We start from the raw sequence: 22,268 nt of genomic DNA on the forward strand, positions 1-22,268 counted from the left end.
GAACATTAATTGTCATTTTACCGTTCAACTATTTTTCAGACATTTCTAAAAGTTTGGTCATCGTTCGATAGTTTCTAGTGGTTGCCGGCACCTTTAGTCTTCTTTCGAAAAAATTGTTATCACATTTCGCATTGCCATAGCCCTTGGCACAACATAAATAAACACAATTACCGGTAATAATAAATTTTTCATTGGCAAAAGTCTCATTCACTAGTGCTTCGGTCAAATCCTTTTTAGGAACCTCCTTTAAAAGCACAAAATAAATTCTATTGGCCTCAAGGTCCTCAGAATTGTCAAAGGGATTCTTTTCAATAATATCTTGAATTTCTTCTTTTGATTTTACCAAAACGGGCACATCAAAACCATAGCTCTCGTGTATCTCCGATGCAATGGTTTTTTCCAAAGCCCTAGGATTCCTTTCTTCGGTCTTCAAAACGATATTCCCACTTTGAATATAGATCACCACGTCTTTAAAACCTATTTGCGCCAACAATTGACGTAAATCGACCATTTTTATTTTCTTTTGCCCGCCTACGTTTATGCCTCTTAGTAATGCGATATATGTTTGCATATTGAACTCTTCACGATTTACAATTAAATCTAGACATTTTCATGGGTACTCATGAGAAGTCAACCAATTATTGACGACCGTATTTTTTACAGTAAATGGTTCTAAATTGCCCACGGGTATATACAAAAAATGACCGATTCTTTATCCTGACCAACTAACTTTTACCAACCATGGCCTTGGCGGCAATATAGCCACCCGTCCAGGCATTTTGAAAATTGAATCCACCTGTAATGGCATCCACATTAATTACTTCACCAGCAAAGTAGAGCCCTGGAAGTATTTTACTTTCATAAGTCTTAAAATTGATTTCCTTTAAATCGACGCCCCCGGCGGTTACAAATTCCTCCTTGAACGTACTTTTACCATCGACCTTGAACCTACAGGCAGTTAACTGGTCGGCCAATTGCAGTAATTTCTCATTGGACACATCGGCCCATTTCATATCAGGCGGAATACCAGAAGCCCGCACCAAATTGGTCCATAAGCGCCTAGGCAAATCAACGGCCTTTGTTCTTAAAATAGTCTTTTTTCGTTCAATTTCCTTTATCTCCGCTAATAAATTAAAAACTCCGTCTTCATGATAATCAGGTAACCAATTGACCTTAATGTAAAAGCGATAATTGCATTCATTCAATATGTTCGCTCCCCAAGCGGACAACTTAAGCACTGCAGGCCCGCTCATACCCCAATGTGTTATCAAAAGAGGCCCTTCAGAAGTTAAAATAGTTTTTTCCGGGGCAATTTTGCTTTTCAGTTTTACCGTTACCTTAGTATTATTCCGAGGGTTTGCTAAAATATCGATTTTAGCGTTTGTGCTTATTCCGGGTATGCCATTAATTCGTTCATCATCGATATTAAAAGTGAACAATGAAGGGACGGGAGAAACGATGGTATGCCCCATTTTTTTTAATAAGCCCCATATCTTTGGGCTGCTACCAGTGGCAATCAGCACTTTCTTGGCTCGATAGGTGCTTTTAATCGAAGTTATCCGCCATGTCTTTCCTCCATTTTCCGAACAGATAGATTCCATATTGGTTACTGCACTATGTCGCATTACTTTAATTCCCAAACGGTCCGCTTCGTTCAGAAAAAAATCGATAATGGTTTGTGACGAATTGGAAACCGGAAACATTCTACCATCTTCCTCAATTTTAAGAGGAATGCCTTTCTCTTCAAAAAAGGCAACGGTATCACCGCTAAAATGGGAATGGAAAGGTCCTAGAAGTTCTTTTTCACCGCGAGGATAATTTTTAACCAATTCATGGGGGTCAAATTCAGCATGGGTAACATTGCATCGACCGCCACCGGAAACCTTGACTTTCGAAAGTACGTCCTTTCCTTTTTCGAAAATCACAATTTTCAACTTCGGATCGGCCTCGGCAGCATGAACCGCAGCATAAAAACCAGCTGCTCCACCGCCAATTATAGCAACATCGAACATCAATGTACCCTTTCCGGAAAATTGGTGATAATGCCATCAACTCCGAAACTTTTCATCAAAGCGATATCCTCTGCCTCATTTACTGTCCAAGGATATACTTTGAAACCTTCGGCCTGCATTTCGACCACAATACCCTCGGTCAAAGCTTTATACGCAGGATTAATGGCGACCGCATTGATTTCTTTTCCTATGGAAATTGCCTCGAGGGGGTTTTTACCAATAAGTATCGCAATCGGAATTTTCGGATCTACACTTCTCATAGTTTTAAGTTCATCCCATTTGAAACTAGAAATCACAAAACTATCAAGATCCCATTCTTTTGAAGTACAATATTCCTGTATTACGCGGTTCGTAGGTTCCGCAGTATTCGCACCTTTCAATTCAATATTGAGGATCACTTTATTGTCGATTACATCAAGCACCTGCTGAAGGCTCGGAATCTTATGGCCTCCTTCAAGATTTAGTTGTTGTAACCCTTCCCAATCATAGGCTTCTATTTTCCCCGTACCATCGGTCAAACGATCTACTTCATCATCATGAAAAACCGCAATTTCGCCACTTTTTATAACAAAAACATCGATTTCAATCATATCTGCCCCCAAATCTATTGCCTTTTGAATGGAGGCAAGGGTGTTTTCCGTTTCATGGCCCATGGCGCCCCGATGGCCAATTACGAGTGGTGTGTTGTTGCTCATACAGCTTGAAAATAATACTAATGCGACTATTGCCAACATCGATTTACCTAACATAATATATCTAATTTAGTTTGAAAATAAAGGATTCCAATGGATTAAGGTCTACCCGGAATTTGCCGATACCATTTTCGACTGCAAGAGCCGCCGTTGTACCATATAAAGTATCGGTCATTTGATAAGCCCCGTCTTTCAAGTTCCACTTTTCTGTAATATCGGGAGGCACCTGTAAATCAAAACCAAACCTGTCATTTGCATCAAAATTGGAAACAACGATTAATTTTTCGGTTGTACTCCAGCGCACGTAAGATAGTACATGATGATTGTAATATTCGGTATGCTCCCTATTGTAAAAATGAATATCTTGATAGGCGCCCATTAAGGCCTTACTATTTATGGTGAAATTCAGTAAGCGGCTATAAAAATCACGGAGTTCTTTTTCATCTTCCGACAGCTGCCCCCCGTCAAATTTCTTATCGTTTAACCATCTTTGATGATGGGGCACCCCGATATAATCGAAAATCGATGTTCTGCTCTTAGATCCAAAACCGGCATTCTCCGCCGCGGGCTCACCTACTTCTTGTCCAAAATAAATCATCGTTGGCGAAGTGCTTATGGTAGCAGAAACCACCATGGCGGGTTTTCCTCTTTGAGCGTCTCCGGCAAATTCAGGACTTGCAATACGCTGTTCATCATGGTTTTCTAAAAAGTGCAGCATATGGTGTTCAATATCATGTAAACCTTCCTGTACTTTCGGAATATGATCCGTCCACCCATGGCCCTGCATAATATGTTTTAGCGAATCATACAACTCTACCTTGTCATATAAATAATCCATTTTCCCCCTATGGATAAAATCACGGTACAAATCGGGATTGTACACCTCGGCCAATAGGAATGCCTCCGGATTTTTCATTTTGATGTTGGAGTTCATATAGCTCCAGAATTCAACAGGAACCATTTCGGCCATATCAAAACGGAAGCCATCGACGCCCATATTCAACCAATACAAGGCAATATCCTTAAACTTTACCCAAGAATTCGGAACATCTTTATCACCCCAGAATTGGTAATGTTCTTCATAGGTTTTTTCCTCAAAACCGGCAGGAAGCAAATCAAAATCGCATGTTCCATCGGGGCGCACACCATAGTTAATCTTTACGGTTTCGTACCAATCGTTGACGCCCGGTTGTGGGGAACGCGAGCCATTTCCTGTCCATTTTGCCGGAAATTCATCGAACATGCCATCTGCCAATGGATGGTTTTCACCTCCCAAAGGTTGATACCCATTTTGCCATTCAGGAACTTTAAATGCCTCATTGGGAACATAATAAAAATTGTTATCGCGCCGGTATTCCACAGTCGTATCATCAGAAGCCCCAAACGGCTCGGCACCTTCAGGCGTAGATCTGCCTTCATAGTTTCTGGCTACGTGGTTCGGAACAATATCGATAAGCAACTTTAATCCCGTCTTATGCGTGCGATGTATCAGTGACTTGAACTCTTCCAATCTGTTCTCTGGATTTTCGGCCAAATCAGGATTTACATTGTAATAATCTTTGACGGCATACGGAGAGCCGGCACGGCCTTTGACTACATCGGGGTCATCATTAGAAATTCCGAAAGCCGTATAGTCTGCAATCAGTGCGTGATGGGGAACACCGGTATACCATAAGTAAGTTACCCCAAGATCTTTGATAGCCTGTAAAGCCCGATCGTTAAAATCTTTGAATTTACCAACTCCATTCTCCTGCAGGGTACCCCAGGGTTTATTCGTGGTATTTGTATTGCCAAACAGTCGGGTAAAGACATGATAGACCACTTCTTTACGCTCATTTCCATTTTCGTTCATTTTCATACCCGATATATGATTCTTTCGTATTCCTGACACGATTGGTCACTTTTCAACAAAGAACAACTATTTAATCTTCTAAAGAAAAAATCCCAACAGTCTATTTGATTTTGACAGTTACCGATTTAGCCGGTGTTATTGCCACACGTTCACCATTAACCCGAACGGAAACGTCTTCATCGCCTTCCAATTCAAATTTTACCTCTGAAGCATTGATTGTTACTTTCAAAATGCGATGTCTAAAATTAATTTTAAAGGAATAGGCTTTCCACTGTTCAGGAATACGGGGAGTAAATGAAAGCTTATCGTCTATGACGCGCATACCGCCGAAACCTTCAACGATACTCATCCATGTGCCGGCCATGGAAGTAATATGCAACCCTTCCTCCACCTCTTTGTTATAATCGTCAAGATCCAATCGCGACGTTCTTAAATAAAATTGGTAAGCCTGGTCCATTCGATTCAACTTCGCAGCTATTATACAATGAACACACGGGGATAAAGAAGATTCATGCACCGTAAACGGTTCGTAGAAATCGAAATGTCGCCGGTGTTCTTCTTCGGTAAAATCGCTTTCAAATACATAAAACCCCTGAAGGGTATCCGCTTGTTTTATATAAGGAGAACGTAAAATACGATCCCAGCTCCACTTTTGATTGATCGGGCGCTGTGACTTTGGCAAATCGGCGACGGTAATAAGTTCTTTGTCTAAAAAACCATCCTGCTGAAGGTAAATATCTTTTTCTTCAGCATACGGAAAATACATATTGTCGGCCACATTTTTCCACGCATCGGTTTCTACATCTGTCAACCCGGTCTTGCCTATAATCCGATCATAATCCTCCTTAAAGCCTTCCTTGACTTTGAGCAGCTGTTCGAGCGTATAATTTATACACCACCTACTGAGATAATTGGTATAGAAATTATTATTGACGTTGTTCTCATATTCATTAGGCCCCGTAACACCTAAAATAACATATTTGTTCTTTTGCTTTGAGAAGGTAGCCCGTTGTTGCCAAAAACGGGAAATGCCGATGAGCACTTCGAGCCCCATTTCAGGAATATAACTATAATCTCCTGTAAAACGATAGTAGTTGAATATCGCGAAGGCAATGGCCCCGTTTCTATGTATCTCCTCAAAAGTAATCTCCCATTCATTATGGCACTCTTCCCCATTCATCGTAACCATGGGGTACAATGCGGCACCATTTGAAAAACCTAGTTTGGCCGCATTCTCTATAGCCTTCTCTAAATGGTTATATCTATATTTCAATAATTTTCGGGCGACCTGTTGGTCTTTGGTGGCCATATAAAAAGGAAGACAATAAGCTTCCGTATCCCAATAGGTACTGCCACCGTATTTCTCGCCAGTAAACCCTTTAGGGCCAATGTTCAATCTGGAATCAGTACCCAAATAGGTCTGGTTCAATTGAAAAATATTAAAGCGAATGCCCTGCTGTGCCTTAATATCACCTTCGATGGCGATGTCACTCATTTCCCAAATCTGGGCCCAATCTCTTTTCTGCTGGCTTAAAAGAGCATCGAAACCAAGGTCGGATGCTTTTTTTAGTACATCTTTGGCCGCCTGCACCAATGCGTCAGGTTTGTGGTTCAAAGAAACCGTATAACCACCAAATTTGTGAAGCGTTACAGTTTCGCCCTTTTCCACTTTTTGGAAATAACTATGGCCCACCCACAGTTCCTTTTTTGTTTCCGAAGGGGTTTGATCCGCTATTTCGCCCTTATACACCAGTTGTGACTGCATAAAAGTGCAAATGGCAAAATTGGTCTTCATGGTATGGGCCTCAATAAAAGCTTGGTTTCCCTCGGAAATAATATTGGTCGTATTCCAAAATTTATCGTCCCAATTCGAATCTTCATTGGTTATTCCATTATCGAGATACGGAATGAACTTTACCTCAATATCAGTATCGATCGAGGTAACTTGATATTCGATAGCACCAACCTCATCGATATCCAAACTTAAAAATCGAGTTGCCTTTACACTGACTTGAATATCGGAAGGCAAGGTAGCTTTGAAGCTACGTTGGTACCACCCTTCTTTCATATTGAGCCGCCGTCGAAAATCCTCAACTTTTTTACAGGTATTCAAGTCAAGTGGACTGCCATTTATAAAAACGTCGACGCCTATCCAGTTCGGCGCATTCAATACTTTGGCAAAATACTCGGGATAACCATTTTTCCACCAGCCAACACGGGTCTTATCAGGATAGTAAACCCCGCCGATATAACTACCTTGAAAGGTCGGCCCCGAATATTGTTCCTCGAAGTTCGCACGTTGGCCCATTGCCCCATTACCAATACTGAAAAGGCTTTCGGAAGACTTCACCATCTCTTTTGAAAATCCCTCTTCAATTATGGACCATTCGTCAGGTTGTATATAGTCTTGATTCATTTTTAGATGTTTTTATGGTTATTCTGAATATGGTTTGTTGACTTTTCACAGCTTCCGAAAAAAATGCAGTTATAATAAAATCTGGACAATTTTGGTTTCTTCAACAAGAATAGTATTATCTACCTTCGTTTCTATTGATCAAACTATCAAGAAATTCCGAATCTATTTCGGTAAAATCTACAAAGTTAAATTTGGCCGCGGTCAATACATTGGCCTCACCAATACCTATACTTATCATTCCTGCGCTATTAGCCGCTTCGATTCCCGCAAGAGCATCTTCGAAAACAACGCAATGTTCGGGCTTAACGCCCAATCTTTCAGCGGCAATCAGAAATACTTCAGGATCTGGCTTGGCCTTGGTTACACTATTTCCGTCGACAAGGGTATCAAAATACGACAATAAGTTTACCTTTTCCAAAATGGGCCCTGCATTTTTACTTGCAGAACCTAGTGCCATTGGGATTTTATGGCTCTTAAGGTATTTCAGGACCTTTGGTACATCTGGCAAGATTTCCGATTCGTCCATAGTATCAATATAAGCCAAATAGTCCTCATTTTTCTCAATAAGCCAGGCACTGAATTGTTCCTCGGAAGCCTTGATTCGCCCCATTTCCAATAAAATCTCCAAACAACGTTTACGGCTTACACCCTTGAATCGTTCGTTATCTTTTTCGGTAAACTCAATATCAAGTTCACCGGCCAGTTTCTTCCATGCCAAAAAATGATATTTGGCCGTATCTACAATTACCCCGTCGAGGTCAAAAATAAATCCTGTTTTATTCATTCGGATTTTTTTGGTTAAGATTAAATTAATGTGACAAAAACGTTTCAACCGTCAAACTACCTCCACTTCAATTGATCGTAGAATCTCTTTCGATCAACGTTGCCTCAATAATCTCGGTTCTACAATCAATTGATTCTTCCTCAGCCTCATCTTCAATCTTATTTATCAATAGCTCGGCAGCAACCGCTCCCATTTTTTCTCCGTGCTGTGCAACGGTTGTCAGCGCTGGTTGAGAATTCTGGGAAAGAATGCCGTCTGTAAAACCAATAAAGGATATATCCTTAGGAATTTGAAATCCCATTTTCTGCGCCACTCCCATGCACTGAACGGCAAATAGTTCGTTCACGCAGAGTACCGCGTCAACTTGCTGTTTTTCAAAAAAATCCTTGATGGCCTCTAGGTTGACTTCTTTATGGTGGAGTATCAAACATAAATCTTCATCGATCGGCATTTTCCGATCTAAATGTGCCGCACTGTAACCCGCCGACCTCTTTTCACTAACGTTAAAATAACTCTCTGTAGTGACCAACGCTATTCGTTGTCGACCTTCATCGATTAATTTTATCACCGCCTTATATGCGATTTCCTTGTCGTTCAAAATTACCTTATCACACTTCACTTCATCAGTCACTCTATCAAAAAGCACCAAGGGTATACCTTGTGCTGCAACTTCTTTTAAATGGTTAAAGTCATTTTTTTGCTCGGTTTCTGCGCTCAACGACATAATAAAACCATCGACACTGCCATTGGACAACATTTCCATTGACAACACTTCTTTCGCAAAAGATTCATCTGATATACAAGCAATCACATTATACCCCTTTGCATTGGCATAAATCTCTATACCCCTAAAGACGGTAGTAAAAAAATGATGGACGATATCGGGTATTACAACGCCGATATTTTTAGTACTCTTATTCTTAAGACTTACCGCAATATTATTAGGCTTATAGTTGTACAATTTGGCAAATGCCTGAATTTTTTCTTTGGTATCGGCACTAATCTCTTCGCTGTTCTTCAGTGCCTTTGAAACCGTCGAAATCGAGACATCAAGTTCTCGAGCAATATGCTTTAAAGTGATTTTTTTTTTCAAAAGGGCTTCTTAAAATTATAATGATATGAGGTCTTAATTGAGTGAAGTTAAATATCATATAGATCAATACCAATTAAATCAAACTTTTTTAACAAGACAGATAATAAGTAGGTTAATTCATCTTTATTTGAAAGAAAATAAAATAAATGTTATATTTACCCTTATATGCAAACTCCTCATTAATCAACCCTATTAAATACGAATACTATAATTTAAACCAAGCTTATTTAATATTGTCATATTACACAAAGTTATCAACACGAAACCGTTTGCGACAAAGTATATAAAGAATCTTACTAACAACTAATGGTTTTTTTGCATATTTTTAAATATTAAACTCAACTTAAAATAACTATTCATGAAAATCAAAGAATTAAAAGGCCTGTTAATGGCCGGAGTTTTTCTGTTCTTCGGACTTGCACAAGCTCAAGAAGTATCGGGAACAGTTTCCGATGCATCGGGCCCTCTTCCCGGCGCAAGTGTGGTGGTAAAGGGAACCACCAATGGAGCCCAGACCGATTTTGACGGGATTTACACGCTAACTGATATTGGCGATAACGCCACCTTGGTATTCAGTTATATCGGTTACAAAACAACAGAGATCCCCGTTGGTGGACAATCGACCATCAATGTCACCTTGGAAGAAGATGCTCAGGCATTGGATGAAGTGGTGATTATTGGGTATGGTACCACAACGGTAAAAGACGCCACGGGATCGGTAGCTTCGGTTACCTCCGAAGATTTTAACCAAGGGGTCATTTCTTCTCCCGAACAATTGATTCAAGGTAAGACGGCCGGGGTACAAATTTCTCAAGGTAGTGGTGAACCCGGTTCTGGTGTCGCTATAAGAATACGTGGTACCTCGTCAGTGCGATCCAACAACAATCCTTTGTTTGTTGTTGATGGCGTTCCCTTACCCTCCGGAGACACATCTTCAGAAGGTACCGATATCGGTGTTGGCTCTAGTTCGGCCCGAAATCCTTTAAGTTTTTTAAACCCTAGCGACATTGAGAGTATGAGTGTCTTAAAAGACGCATCGGCGACGGCAATCTACGGTTCCAGGGGAGCTAATGGGGTAGTAATCATTACCACCAAAAGTGGTAAAGGAGGCGGACAAGGAGGCACTTGGGAGTTTTCATCAGATTTTAGCATGTCGTCGCCTGCCAACGAATTTGATTTACTTAACAGACAACAGTTTCTTTCAGCGGTTCAGGCCTTTGGTGGCCAAGCTACCGATTTTGGTCACGATACCGATTGGCAGTCACTGGTTACCCGTAATTCGGAATCTACCAATAACAATCTGGCTTATTCACAAAATTATGGCTCTGGAAATATTAGGGCGACCTTTAATTATGGGAAACAGTTCGGGGTCATCGAAAAATCATCACAAGAAAGAATTACGGGGCGTATCAACATATCACAACGCCTGCTACAAGATAAATTGCGGGTAAACATTCAGAGTACCCTATCACGAGTGAATGATGAAGCACCCCCACTAAGTGGTAGTGCTGGATCTACGGGTGATATGTTAGGTGCCGCCTATTCTGCCAACCCTACTTGGCCTGCATCTCCCAATTTTAATCCAGGGGATCGTATCAATCCGATTAACTTGTTAGAAAATTGGCAAAGTCACACAAATACGAATCGCTTTTTAATCAACTTTTCCGCCGATTACGATATTACCGACGATCTAACCGCAAAAGTCACCGTAGGATATGACAAATCGGCCTCCACCAGAGAAGCTTCCCTTTCGGCAAAATCTTTTAACGTGGGCCGGGGAACCAGTGGAAATGGGCGAGGATCCCTAAACGATCTAACCAACGAAAATCGCCTACTAGAAGTAACTTTTAATTATAAGAAAGAATTCAACAATTCGGTACTAGATGCCTTGGGTGGGTTTTCCTATCAAGACTTTAATACTCGTGGGCGAAATGTCGAAGGTTGGGGATACCCTACTGTTGACCTTAACAGTATGGCCAAAAACCTTGCCGCTTCGGCAGCTATTTTAGAGTCTAAAATCGTAGACGACTACCAGCAATACGGTATTGACGGTGATGACGACCTTTTTGTCAACAGACTTTTTGTCGCTCCCGATCTGCAAACTATTTCTTTGGGTGATGTGGCCAGACCATTAACTTCAATTTTTGCAAATACGTTCGACAACACCGATGAACTACAATCCTTTTTTGCCAGAGTAAATTATACCATTGCCAACAAATATTTGTTTACGGCAACGGTCAGGGCCGATGGTTCATCACGTTTCGGGGAAAACAACCAGTATGGTATCTTCCCATCCGCAGCCTTTGCATGGAAAATAAATGAAGAAGATTTTATCGGAGATGCTTTTTCTACTCTAAAACTTAGGTTGAACTATGGTATTACCGGAAACCAAGATGGTCTAGGGTATGGTCGCTTCGTACGAAGGGAACGATTCTCTACTACTACAAACGGTGATCCAAACATTAGTGATGGGGGAGATGTAAATATCCCAGGGATTACTACTGTTGAATTTGCCAATCCTGATTTGAAGTGGGAAGAGACTACCCAATATGGGGTTGGTCTTGATTTTGGATTTGCCCAAGATCGATTCAATGGATCTATAGATGTATATCGTAAAGAGACGCGTGACTTGTTATTAAATATTGAAGCTGCACAACCTTCGCCACAGCCTACATTTTTCCAAAACCTGGACGCCCTCGTACTCAACCAAGGTGTTGAATTCGCCTTAAACTACGATTTGGCTCAAGGTGAAGATTTTAACTGGAGTGCTGGCTTCAACGTCGCATACAATAAAAACGAAATACAGGATTTCGACGGTCAGATTGCTGCGGGCACCATTCGAGGCGCGGGACTCAGCAACGCCTTTGCGCAACGGCTAGCTTCGGGCCAACCACTGTTCTCCTTCTATTTACGGGAGTTCGTCGGTTTTGATGAAAATGGAAATCCCGTTCATGAAGGCGGAACAGACAACCAAAAATTCGTCGGAAAAAGTGCTCTTCCAGATATAACAGGAGGTTTCTCAACCAATGCCAGTTATAAGAATTGGGATGCTTCCCTCTATTTCAACGGCCAATTTGGCAACTATATCTACAACAATACTGCAAATGCTTTCTTTACAGGAGGCGCAATTGGCAGTGGAAATAATGTTACCCAGAATGTAGTTGGTCTGGCTGGTGAAGAAGATCGTTTCGCAGAAGCCTCGGTTTCTACGCGATTTTTAGAAAAAGGGGATTTTGTAAGGTTGCAAAACGCTTCCATTGGTTACAACGTGCCCTTGTCTGAGAATACCGGTTTTAAATCCATGCGGCTTAGTCTAAACGGTCAGAATCTTTTTGTGATTACCGATTATAGCGGACTTGATCCCGAGGTTAGCGTTTCACCCGCAAGTGCTGCTCTTCTTAATGGATTGCCCATTGCTGGTATAGATTATAGCTCGTTTCCAAGACCGAGAACCTATACTTTAGGAATAAATATAACTTTTTAAAAAAAATATAATGAAACTAGAAATAATAATCAAACCCTTTATTTTCACGGTTTTCATGATGCTATTTCTCGTGTCGTGCACCAACTTGGAAATTGAGGAAACGGATTCTATCATTAGTCAAGACACCAGTGACACCGGATTTTCAGGCCTTTCCAACCCCGCATCGTCATTGAGCGACCTGTACAATAAGGTTGGAACTGATTTTGCAACGCAAGAAAACATGTATGCCCTTGAACAAGTAACCTCCGATGAACTCTTGATTCCAACGCGTGGAACTGATTGGGGCGACAATGGCGTATGGCGACAATTGCATACCCATACATGGAAATCAGATCATATATTTGTAAAAAATGCCTGGAACAATTTGAACCAAAATGTCTTTCGGGCCTCTGAAATCATCGAAAGTAATCCCGATGCAGCTGTATTGGCAGAAGCCAAATTTCTGAGAGCCTTTAACATGTTTTTTGTCATGGATCTTTTTGGATCCGTTCCTTTCCGTCAAGTAGACGAAGGGCCCGACATCAACCCTAGCGTACTCTCAAGAACCGACGCTTATAATTTCATCTTGACAGACTTACAAGAAGCAATGACTGGCTTGGCCGATGGTGGTCCAGGAACGGCAAATACAGGTAAAGCCACCAAAGTCGCTGTAAATTTTTTGTTGGCTAAGTTATATTTAAATGCTCACATCTATAATGGTACGGGAGCTGCCGACAGTGCTGACATGCAAAAGGTTGTTGATGCCGTTGATGCCATTGCGGCCCAAGGCTTTGCGATACAGGAAGGGTATTTTGATATTTTTGAACCCACTGATGATTCCGAGACCATTCTCCATTTAAGTTCGGATATTGGCGCAAGAATATGGAATTCCCTACACTACAATCAAAATTCTCCAGACAATACAGGTGGGGGCTGGAACGGATTTTCTACGCTGGCAGAATTCTATGACACCTTTGAAGGGGCCGCGAACAGTAACTACGTAGGTGATGGTCAAGAAGAACGTAGAGGTTGGGTACCAGATGCAACTACCGCTAATGCCCAGAATTTGGGAATAGGTCGTGGCTTTCTAATCGGACAGCAGTACGATTCTGATGGAACTCCTTTGAAAAATAGACAGGGAGGCCCCCTGAGTTTCTCTAAAGAGATACCGGCCATAGTTGGCAATGGCGAAGAAACCGGTATGCGAATTATCAAATACCACCCTTTCGACCCTACGGATGATGAAAATCAGAATAATTCCTTTAGAAGACATCAGATCATGTTCAGGTATGCAGATGCCCATTTGATGAAAGCTGAGGCCATGATGCGTATGGGCGATGACCCAACCGCTATGGTAAATGAGCTCAGACAAAAAAGGACGGATACACCTGATCTTTCCGGTGTAACCGAAGACATGCTGTTAGACGAAAGGGGCCGCGAGCTCTACATCGAATTTTGGAGAAGAAATGACCTCATTCGCTTCGATCAATTTACTGCACCTTGGTCACTTAAAGAAGTTGAAGGAGACCCAAATGTAAATCTATTTCCTATTCCTGAAACAGCCCTGCTTTCGAACCCGAACTTAGTCCAGAATCCAGGGTACTAATAGTTTTATTCTTAACGATTTAAAAAGACCGCCAAAGCGGTCTTTTTTTATAACCTATACCTTGCCATATCTGTATAAAAACAATATATTGAACTCCTTTAATTTTATATTTGGTACTATGTATTCTATAGGTTACGATATTGGCAGTTCTTCTATAAAAGCAGCTTTGGTAGAGACAGGTACAGGAAAAAGGGTCGCTGTTGTTAGTAAGCCAGATGTCGAAATGGAAATGATCGCTCTGAAGAACGGATGGGCGGAACAAGACCCTAATGATTGGTGGAAACACATTTGCGATGCCACCAAAGCTCTTATTGAGCAGACTAATATTACCGCATCCGATATTTCAGGAATTGGCATTTCTTATCAAATGCACGGATTGGTGGTGGTCGACAAAGAAGGGAAACCGCTTCGAAATTCCATCATTTGGTGTGACAGTAGGGCTGTTGAAATCGGTCAAGAAGCCTTTGATGCCTTGGGAAACAACAAGTGTGCCTCGCAACTATTAAACTCCCCTGCTAATTTTACCGCCTCAAAACTCAAATGGGTAAAAGAAAATGAGCCCGACGTATATGGGAAAATTGACAAGTTTATGTTGCCTGGCGATTATATTGCCTATCGTCTTAGTAATACGATTTGCTCTACTATTTCAGGGCTCTCGGAAGGCATTTTCTGGGATTTCAAAGAAAACACTATTGCAGATTGGTTATTGGAACACTATCAAATAGACCCTAATATGGTTCCCGAAACTATCGAGACCTTTTCGGTACAAGGCAAGGTATCGAAACAAGGGGCAGCTGAATCTGGACTTGCCGAAGGAACTCCCATTCTGTACCGTGCGGGCGACCAACCGAACAATGCACTATCACTCAATGTTTTCAAGCCGGGCGAAGTAGCCGCTACTGGAGGCACTTCAGGGGTGGTTTATGCCATAACCGACAATCTTTCGGTAAAAGAAAGTTCTCGAGTAAATAACTTTGCGCACGTCAATTATTCCTCCTCAACCCCGCGTATTGGAAAATTATTGTGCATCAATGGGTCGGGCATACAGTACCGTTGGCTCTTAAACAACCTGAATGTTGATTCATATGATGAGATGAATCAATTGGCGGCTTCGGTTCCTATTGGTTCCGACGGGGTTACCGTTCTTCCATTTGGCAACGGGGCCGAGCGAATGCTAAACAATAAAACTTTGGGCACACAATTGTCCAACATAAATTTAAACAATCACAGCAAAGCACATCTTTGTCGCGCTGCCTTAGAAGGTATCGCCTTTTCCTTTGTGTACGGAATGGAAATAATGAAATCAGATGGTATTGTCCCTAAAGTAATACGGGCCGGCAACGATAATTTATTTCGTTCCGATATTTTCTCAAACACTATTGCAACCCTAATTGGTCAAGAAATTGAAATTTACAATACGACCGGGGCAATAGGAGCAGCAAGAGCTTGCGAATTACATACCGGTGATTTTGAAGCGTTTGGCAAGCAAATCATGGAGAATGATTATGTTATGGGTTTCAAGCCCCTCAAAAATAAAGAAACTTATCAAAACGCCTATAACGGTTGGAAAAAAGCCTTGGAAATATTACTAGAAAATAAATAAAATCAGTGAAAACTGTATTCGTTAGAAATAAAGCCAATGAACAAAATTTCAGAATTGGTAAAACAAAATTCACAACAACAAACAACATAATTTAACTTAATAACCCAAAAATAATGGCATTAATAGGAAACAAAGAGTATTTCAAAGGTATTGGAGAAATAAAGTACGAAGGAAAGGATTCAGACAATCCACTAGCCTATAAATACTATAACCCAGAACAGGTGGTCGCAGGAAAAACCATGCGCGAGCATTTTAAGTTTGCGGTAGCCTATTGGCATACTTTCTGTGGTCAAGGCGCCGATCCATTCGGTCCTGGAACGCAAAATTTCCCTTGGGACCAACCTTCCGACGCCGTGACAGCAGCCAAAGAAAAAGCCGACGCCGCTTTTGAATTCATCACCAAAATGGGTTTCGATTATTTCTGCTTCCACGATTTTGACTTGATTCAAGAAGCTTCCACTTTTGCTGAATCAGAAAAAAGGCTTGCCACCATAGTAGATTATATTAAAGGGAAACAAGCCGAATCAGGCGTCAAGTTATTATGGGGTACGGCCAATTGCTTCTCCAATCCCCGATATATGAATGGTGCCTCCACCAATCCTGATTTCAATGTATTGGCACGCGCTGGCGGGCAAATAAAATTAGCCTTGGACGCTACTATGGCACTAGGCGGAGAAAACTATGTGTTCTGGGGTGGTCGTGAAGGCTATATGTCGCTATTGAATACCGACATCAAAAAAGAATTGGACCACATGGGCAGGTTCTTGGGTATGGCTCGCGATTATGCAAGAGCACAAGGTTTTAAAGGTAATTTCTTTATCGAGCCCAAACCCATGGAGCCCATGAAACACCAATATGATTTCGATTCTGCCACAGTTGTAGGCTTTCTTCATCAATATGGCCTTCAAGACGATTTCAAACTAAATTTGGAATTCAACCATGCGACTTTGGCCAACCATACCATGCAGCATGAAATGGAGGTTGCCGCTTCTCATGGTATGCTTGGAAGTCTTGATGCGAACCGTGGTGATTACCAAAATGGCTGGGACACCGACCAGTTTCCCAATAACATAACAGAAGTGACCGAGGCGATGATTACCTTTTTAAAGGCAGGCGGACTTCAAGGTGGAGGTATCAATTTTGATGCGAAAATCCGTAGAAACTCTACTGATATGGACGATGTTTTTCATGCGCATATCGGTGGAGTCGATACTTTCGCCCGTGGACTTTTGGTAGCCGATAAGATCATTTCATCATCTCAATACGATGCACTTCGAGAAAAACGCTACAGCTCTTTTGATTCTGGAAAAGGCAAGGATTTCGAAGATGGAAAATTAGACTTTACCGATTTATATGAAATTGCTAAAGATAATGGCGAACTTGAACTTCAAAGTGGCAAGCAAGAGCTTTTCGAGAATATCATTAACCAATATATTTAGATTGCATTTTCGACCGTAAAAAGGTCTATAGGTATATAAAAAGCCCGCTCATGTTTATCTGAGCGGGCTTTTACTTAGTTCTTTTTTATTGTGCAAAATATATATATATGCCCACCACGATAGCAGTAATAGCAAGACCAACTTGTTTCACATATTTATACGGGGTAATATCAACTTGTTCTGTGTATTCCTGTAAATAAGCCTCTTTTCTGGGATATAACTTGCCGATAACCAACATTATGGCAATATTCAATATGAATAAAATCGCCATGACATGCAAAAAGTGTGGATAGGCCTCGGCTTCCACTACGGCCAATTCACCAGCATCTGTTATTCCTTGGACTGCGGCTTGTTCAAGGGCATTTCCAACAAGAAGGGGCTTTAGAATGAATTGACTTAAAATATAGAGAATAGAACCGGAAATAATGCCAATCTTAGCTGCGATGGCCGGAACGCGTTTGGTCACAAAACCAACCACTATAATTGTTAAGATCGGAATACTGTAAATTCCGTTTACTTCCTGCAAATAAGCGAATAGGCTATCAGCATTAGCAATCAGGGGAGCTATGAACATAGCCGCAATGGCCAATATAATTCCGAAAATTTTACCATACTTTACGACGGTTCGTTCAGAAGCTTCCTGATTTATGTGTTGTTTATAAATATCGAGTCCGAAAAGGGTTACCGAGCTATTTAACACGCTATTGAATGAACTTAAAATAGCACCGAACAATACAGCTGCGAAAAAACCGATTAAATAATCGGGTAGTACCGCATTTACCAAAGCGGGGTATGCCTGATCGGGAAGGTCCAACCCTCCCTGAAACATGTGATAGGCAATAATTCCCGGTAATACCACGATAAGTGGTCCTAATATTTTTATGAAAGAAGCCAATAAGAGCCCCTTTTGGCCCTCTTGCAAATTCTTGGCACCTAAGGCCCTTTGTATGATCTGTTGATTTGTTCCCCAATAGAAAAGTTGTACCAACATCATTCCCGTAAAAATGGTAACGAAGGGCACCGATGCCGTCACTCCGCCCGTCGAATCGAACTTCTCCGGATGTTCTGTGGTCAAAACGGAAATTCCTTCAAGAACACTTCCGTCCCCGATGGCCATTAATCCAAATATGGGAATCAATATACCCCCTAGCAACAAACCTATGGCATTAATACTATCGGAGACCGCAACCGCCTTTAAACCCCCAAAAACCGCATAAATCGACCCAATTATTCCGATACCCCAGACACAGATCCACAAAGCTTGGGTATCGGTTACGTTTAGTAGTTCAGGAATTTTGAACATGCCGCTAATCGCCACGGAACCTGAATATAGAATGATCGGTAAGAGTACGACAACGTATCCTGTTAAGAACAAGGCCGATGTAATAGTCTTAGTCGTTACATCGAATCTTGTTGCCAAAAATTGGGGAATGGTTGTTAACCCGCCTTTTAAATATCGCGGCAACAGAAATATAGCCGTAACAACCATGGCCATGGCCGCTAAAGTTTCCCAGGCCATTACCAAAATCCCCTCGGTATAGGCTTGGCCATTAAGACCCACTATTTGTTCCGTGGAAAGGTTGGTCAACAATAAAGATCCGGCGATAACACCAGCTGTTAGGCTTCTACCTCCCAAAAAATAACCGTCGGAAGAGTTTTCATCTGTTTTACGGGTTGCCAAATATGAGATTACGGCCACCAATAAGGTAAAGCCTACGAAGGAGAGAATTCCTAGCATAATATAAAGTTGGGTTGATAATAGTGGCTAAATATATCGGATTATTTGCTAAAAAATAAATAATCGTCTGACAATCTTTCAGATTTGCAAACACGGCCAAAACATTAACTCAATCGCTTAGGTCATTTCTAGGAAGATTACTTATATTGCTACTTTCCGAAGCAGAAAATATTTAGTAATTAACTACTTCAAAATTGATATTGAATTTAACAAAAAGACTGACTTTTTTTGTGCTTGTATCAGTACTTTTTTCCTGCAATACAAAAAAGGAAAACACCCAAGGCGAGAAAGTCACAGAAACTCTTTTTTCCTTACTTTCTTCTGATAAAACGGGTATCGACTTCATAAATGAAGTAGAGAACCAAAAGAATTTTAATATTTTCAAATATCGCAATTTCTACAATGGCGGGGGTGTTGCTATAGGGGACATCAACAATGATGGCCTGGCAGACATTTATATGACCGCCAACATGAAGTCTAACAAATTATATCTCAATAAAGGCAACTTTAAGTTTGAAGACATTTCAGAGGCTGCCGGAGTCACGGGCAACAAACCCTGGTCTACCGGTGTGGTAATGGCCGACATCAACAACGATGGTCTTTTGGATATTTACGTAAGTAACGCCGGAAATATGGAAGGCAACAATCACGATAATGATCTGTATATAAACAATGGCCCGTCAGATGGGTCAGGACAAATAACATTCACGGAAAGTGCAAAAGAATACAACTTGGCCAAAACGGGCTTTTCGACCCACGCTTCTTTTTTTGATTACGATAAAGATGGAGATTTAGATGCATACATTTTAAATAATAGCAATATCCCGGTTAGCAGTTTGGGTTATGCCGAACAACGAGAGATCAGGGCCCAAGATTGGGAGGGTGTTCCCGATATTTTCAAAGGAGTGGGTGATATGTTACTTCGAAACGATGACGGAAAATTCGTTGATGTAAGCGAAGAATCGGGTATCTATGGCAGTCTAATCGGCTTTGGCCTAGGGGTGATGGTAAGCGACATCAATGGCGACCTTTACCCCGATATTTATGTGTCGAATGATTTTTACGAGCGTGATTATCTGTATATCAATCAAAAAGACGGCACCTTTACCGAAGAAATAAAAGACTGGACCTCCCATCTATCCCTATCTGCTATGGGCATTGACATGGCCGATATCAACAACGATGGCAATGCAGACATTTTCATTACCGACATGTTACCCGAGCCCGATGAGCGCGTAAAATCAGTGATGGAGTTTGAAGGATACAATATTTTTAAGCTGAAGCAAAGTAAAGATTTCTCTCAACAGTACATTCAAAACACTTTGCAACTCAACAATGGTAACGGGTCTTTTTCTGAAGTCGCCTATTTTAGCGGTGTTTCGGCTACCGATTGGAGTTGGGCAGGCCTTCTCTTCGATATGGACAATGATGGATTACGTGATATTTTCGTCACCAATGGCATTAACCACGACCTTACAGATCTCGATTTTGTCGATTTTTTCGCGAATGAGATTATCCAAAACATGGCGCTCACCGGAAGAAAAGAGTCCATTGATTCGATAATCAATAAAATGCCAGTGGCCCCCCAACCCAATTATGCTTTTAGAAATAATGGCGATATTACCTTCTCCAACGAGAATAAGGAATGGGGTTTCGAAATACCCAGTCTTTCTAACGGAGCAGCCTATGGAGACTTAGACAATGACGGTGATTTAGACCTTGTGGTCAATAATGTGAACATGAGCGCATTTGTTTACGAAAACGAGTCGGAAAAACATCTTGACCATAACTATATCAAATTAAAATTTGAAGGGGAAGGAAAAAATAAATTCGGCGTGGGCACAAGCATGCGACTCTATTATGATGACAACATTGTTTTTCAAGAACTGATTCCTTCCCGCGGTTTTCAATCTTCTGTAGATTATGTAATGACCATTGGGGTGGGTACAACGAAAACCATAGATTCCGTACGCATCATCTGGCCCAACGATGACACCCAAAAATTGACCAACGTACAGGCAAATCAACTGGTTATTGTAAAACAATCAATGGCTACGGAAAAATATGTGATTACCAAAACCAGCCCTAAAGAACCATTGCTTAAGGAGTTAAAACAAGACAACTTGGTGGTTCATAAAGAAAATAGCTACAATGATTTTGACCAAGAAGGCCTCATTTATAAAAAGCTGTCGCAAGAAGGTCCGGCCATGGCTATTGGAGATATTGATGGTGACGGCAATCAAGATGTTTTTATAGGAGGAGCCAAAGGAAAGGCTGGAATGATTTATTTGCACAAAGGGGCAGGAAAACTTTTTCCTACCTCACAAAATGCCCTATATTCCGATGCAGACTACGAAGATACCGCCGCCTCATTTTTTGATGTTGATAACGATGGAGACTTGGATCTTATGGTCGGCACAGGAGGCAACCAAGTTGGGGAAGAAAACACTTATGCAGCAAGGCTGTATCTCAACGATGGAAAAGGCTCTTTTGCTGGCTCGCCAACTAGCTTGCCATCCATCCATAAGAATGTCGCCGTAATTTCGTCTAACGACTTTGATGAAGATGGCGACATCGACGTTTTTATTGGTTCACGTAGCGTGGTGGGCACCTATGGAGTAAACCCGAATCACCTTTTTTTAGAAAACAATGGCGATGGCACATTTTCAGATGCTTCGGAACGGTTGGCCTACGATTTAAAGGATGCAGGCATGGTTACAGATGCCCTTTGGACGGATATCGACGGGGACGGAAAAAAAGATTTGATTACTGTGGCCGAATGGGATACGCCAAAAATATTTAAGAATACAGGAAGAAGGTTGACCAAACTATCCTCAGCATTGGATAGTTTAAATGGATGGTGGAACACTATTGAAGTTGCAGACCTTGATAACGACGGCGACGATGACCTCATATTAGGCAATCAAGGAAATAATCTCCATTACAAACCCTCTGAGGAAAACCCGATGCAAATGTGGGTTAACGATTTTGACAATAATGGAACCATCGAACAAATAGTAACCCAGCGTTTTAACAGAAAAGATTATCCGCTGCACCAGAAAAAAGAACTAACAACTCAAATCGTCGCTTTAAAGAAACAGAACTTGAAAGCATCTGAGTACGCAAAGAAAACGGTAGATGAATTATTCCCCAAGAGCATTTTAGATAACTCAATAGTTAAGAAAGCCAGCATATCCGCTTCGGTCATTGCCGTTAACGAAGGCGATGGAAGATTTTCGGTTCAAGAATTGCCAAGTAGGGCACAATTATCATGCATTTGCGGCATAACATGTTCTGATGTAAATGGCGACGGTAATTTAGACTTGATTATGGGAGGAAACAATTACGAATTTAAACCCCAATATTCAAGACTTGATGCTAGTTATGGCCACGTGCTTTTAGGCAACGGAAAGTTAGATTTTAAATGGCAAGACTATGGCACAAGTGGTTTTTTTGTTAAAGGGGAGATAAAACACCTCAAGCAATTTAAAAACAAAAATGGCAAGGTCTATTTGATTACCGCACTAAACGACGACAAACCCAAGATTTTTACGCTCGATGATTAGGCAT

The 22,268-nt window shown here is 41.3% G+C and carries 13 protein-coding genes; 5 read left to right on the plus strand and 8 right to left on the minus strand.

Annotated elements, in window-relative coordinates; translation table 11 throughout:
• Positions 1-28: 28 nt before the first annotated feature.
• The 7 genes from AACZ88_RS04990 to AACZ88_RS05020 form a co-directional block, all read right to left on the minus strand.
• Positions 29-571: a DUF1697 domain-containing protein gene (locus AACZ88_RS04990; protein WP_339707081.1), complete on the minus strand. Its 543-nt coding sequence runs from the start codon at positions 569-571 to the stop codon at positions 29-31.
• 154 nt (positions 572-725) lie between these two features.
• Positions 726-2,012: an NAD(P)/FAD-dependent oxidoreductase gene (locus AACZ88_RS04995; protein ID WP_339707083.1), complete on the minus strand. Its 1,287-nt coding sequence runs from the start codon at positions 2,010-2,012 to the stop codon at positions 726-728.
• Positions 2,012-2,761, minus strand: coding sequence for a glycerophosphodiester phosphodiesterase family protein (locus AACZ88_RS05000; protein ID WP_339707086.1), 750 nt, complete (start codon positions 2,759-2,761; stop codon positions 2,012-2,014). The genes AACZ88_RS04995 and AACZ88_RS05000 overlap by 1 nt, the downstream gene beginning before the upstream one ends.
• 7 nt (positions 2,762-2,768) lie before the next feature.
• On the minus strand, positions 2,769-4,562 hold the full coding sequence (locus AACZ88_RS05005; protein WP_339708205.1) for an alpha-amylase family protein: 1,794 nt from the start codon (positions 4,560-4,562) through the stop codon (positions 2,769-2,771).
• A 94-nt stretch (positions 4,563-4,656) separates the two neighbouring features.
• Positions 4,657-6,972 (minus strand): glycoside hydrolase family 65 protein, encoded by a 2,316-nt coding sequence (locus tag AACZ88_RS05010; protein ID WP_339707089.1) that lies wholly within the window; start codon positions 6,970-6,972, stop codon positions 4,657-4,659.
• Between the two features lie 115 nt (positions 6,973-7,087).
• Complete coding sequence (gene pgmB, locus AACZ88_RS05015) at positions 7,088-7,756, minus strand: beta-phosphoglucomutase (RefSeq protein WP_339707091.1); 669 nt, start codon at positions 7,754-7,756, stop codon at positions 7,088-7,090.
• A gap of 67 nt (positions 7,757-7,823) precedes the next feature.
• Positions 7,824-8,849: a LacI family DNA-binding transcriptional regulator gene (locus tag AACZ88_RS05020; RefSeq protein WP_339707094.1), complete on the minus strand. Its 1,026-nt coding sequence runs from the start codon at positions 8,847-8,849 to the stop codon at positions 7,824-7,826.
• A gap of 358 nt (positions 8,850-9,207) precedes the next feature.
• On the opposite strand from AACZ88_RS05020, the gene AACZ88_RS05025 reads away from it, so the two are divergent.
• The 4 genes from AACZ88_RS05025 to xylA all read left to right on the plus strand — a co-directional run bounded on the left by AACZ88_RS05025 (position 9,208) and on the right by xylA (position 16,960).
• Entirely contained in the window at positions 9,208-12,333 is a 3,126-nt protein-coding gene (locus tag AACZ88_RS05025; protein ID WP_339707097.1) for a SusC/RagA family TonB-linked outer membrane protein, read from the plus strand.
• Between the two features lie 10 nt (positions 12,334-12,343).
• Positions 12,344-13,918, plus strand: coding sequence for a RagB/SusD family nutrient uptake outer membrane protein (locus AACZ88_RS05030; protein ID WP_339707100.1), 1,575 nt, complete (start codon positions 12,344-12,346; stop codon positions 13,916-13,918).
• Positions 13,919-14,036: 118 nt separating this feature from the next.
• Entirely contained in the window at positions 14,037-15,521 is a 1,485-nt protein-coding gene (locus AACZ88_RS05035) for an FGGY family carbohydrate kinase (RefSeq protein ID WP_339707103.1), read from the plus strand.
• 113 nt (positions 15,522-15,634) lie between these two features.
• Entirely contained in the window at positions 15,635-16,960 is a 1,326-nt protein-coding gene (xylA, locus tag AACZ88_RS05040) for a xylose isomerase (protein WP_339707106.1), read from the plus strand.
• Between the two features lie 85 nt (positions 16,961-17,045).
• Here xylA and AACZ88_RS05045 read toward each other — a convergent pair whose 3' ends face one another.
• The gene (locus AACZ88_RS05045; protein WP_339707109.1) at positions 17,046-18,698 is read right to left on the minus strand and encodes a solute:sodium symporter family transporter; all 1,653 of its coding nucleotides are present in this window, start codon (positions 18,696-18,698) and stop codon (positions 17,046-17,048) included.
• 194 nt (positions 18,699-18,892) lie between these two features.
• Between AACZ88_RS05045 and AACZ88_RS05050 the strand changes: the two genes are divergently transcribed.
• Positions 18,893-22,264 (plus strand): VCBS repeat-containing protein, encoded by a 3,372-nt coding sequence (locus AACZ88_RS05050; protein ID WP_339707111.1) that lies wholly within the window; start codon positions 18,893-18,895, stop codon positions 22,262-22,264.
• Positions 22,265-22,268: the final 4 nt, after the last annotated feature.

This window comes from uncultured Kriegella sp., assembly GCF_963975415.1.
GTDB lineage: Bacteria > Bacteroidota > Bacteroidia > Flavobacteriales > Flavobacteriaceae > Kriegella.

Coding starts and splice junctions, on each gene's coding strand:
- AACZ88_RS04990 (WP_339707081.1), bottom strand. CDS start 571: ATGCAAACATATATCGCATTACTAAGAGGCATAAACGTAGGCGGGCAA.
- AACZ88_RS04995 (WP_339707083.1), bottom strand. CDS start 2,012: ATGTTCGATGTTGCTATAATTGGCGGTGGAGCAGCTGGTTTTTATGCT.
- AACZ88_RS05000 (WP_339707086.1), bottom strand. CDS start 2,761: ATGTTAGGTAAATCGATGTTGGCAATAGTCGCATTAGTATTATTTTCA.
- AACZ88_RS05005 (WP_339708205.1), bottom strand. CDS start 4,562: ATGAAAATGAACGAAAATGGAAATGAGCGTAAAGAAGTGGTCTATCAT.
- AACZ88_RS05010 (WP_339707089.1), bottom strand. CDS start 6,972: ATGAATCAAGACTATATACAACCTGACGAATGGTCCATAATTGAAGAG.
- pgmB (WP_339707091.1), bottom strand. CDS start 7,756: ATGAATAAAACAGGATTTATTTTTGACCTCGACGGGGTAATTGTAGAT.
- AACZ88_RS05025 (WP_339707097.1), top strand. CDS start 9,208: ATGAAAATCAAAGAATTAAAAGGCCTGTTAATGGCCGGAGTTTTTCTG.
- AACZ88_RS05030 (WP_339707100.1), top strand. CDS start 12,344: ATGAAACTAGAAATAATAATCAAACCCTTTATTTTCACGGTTTTCATG.
- AACZ88_RS05035 (WP_339707103.1), top strand. CDS start 14,037: ATGTATTCTATAGGTTACGATATTGGCAGTTCTTCTATAAAAGCAGCT.
- xylA (WP_339707106.1), top strand. CDS start 15,635: ATGGCATTAATAGGAAACAAAGAGTATTTCAAAGGTATTGGAGAAATA.
- AACZ88_RS05045 (WP_339707109.1), bottom strand. CDS start 18,698: ATGCTAGGAATTCTCTCCTTCGTAGGCTTTACCTTATTGGTGGCCGTA.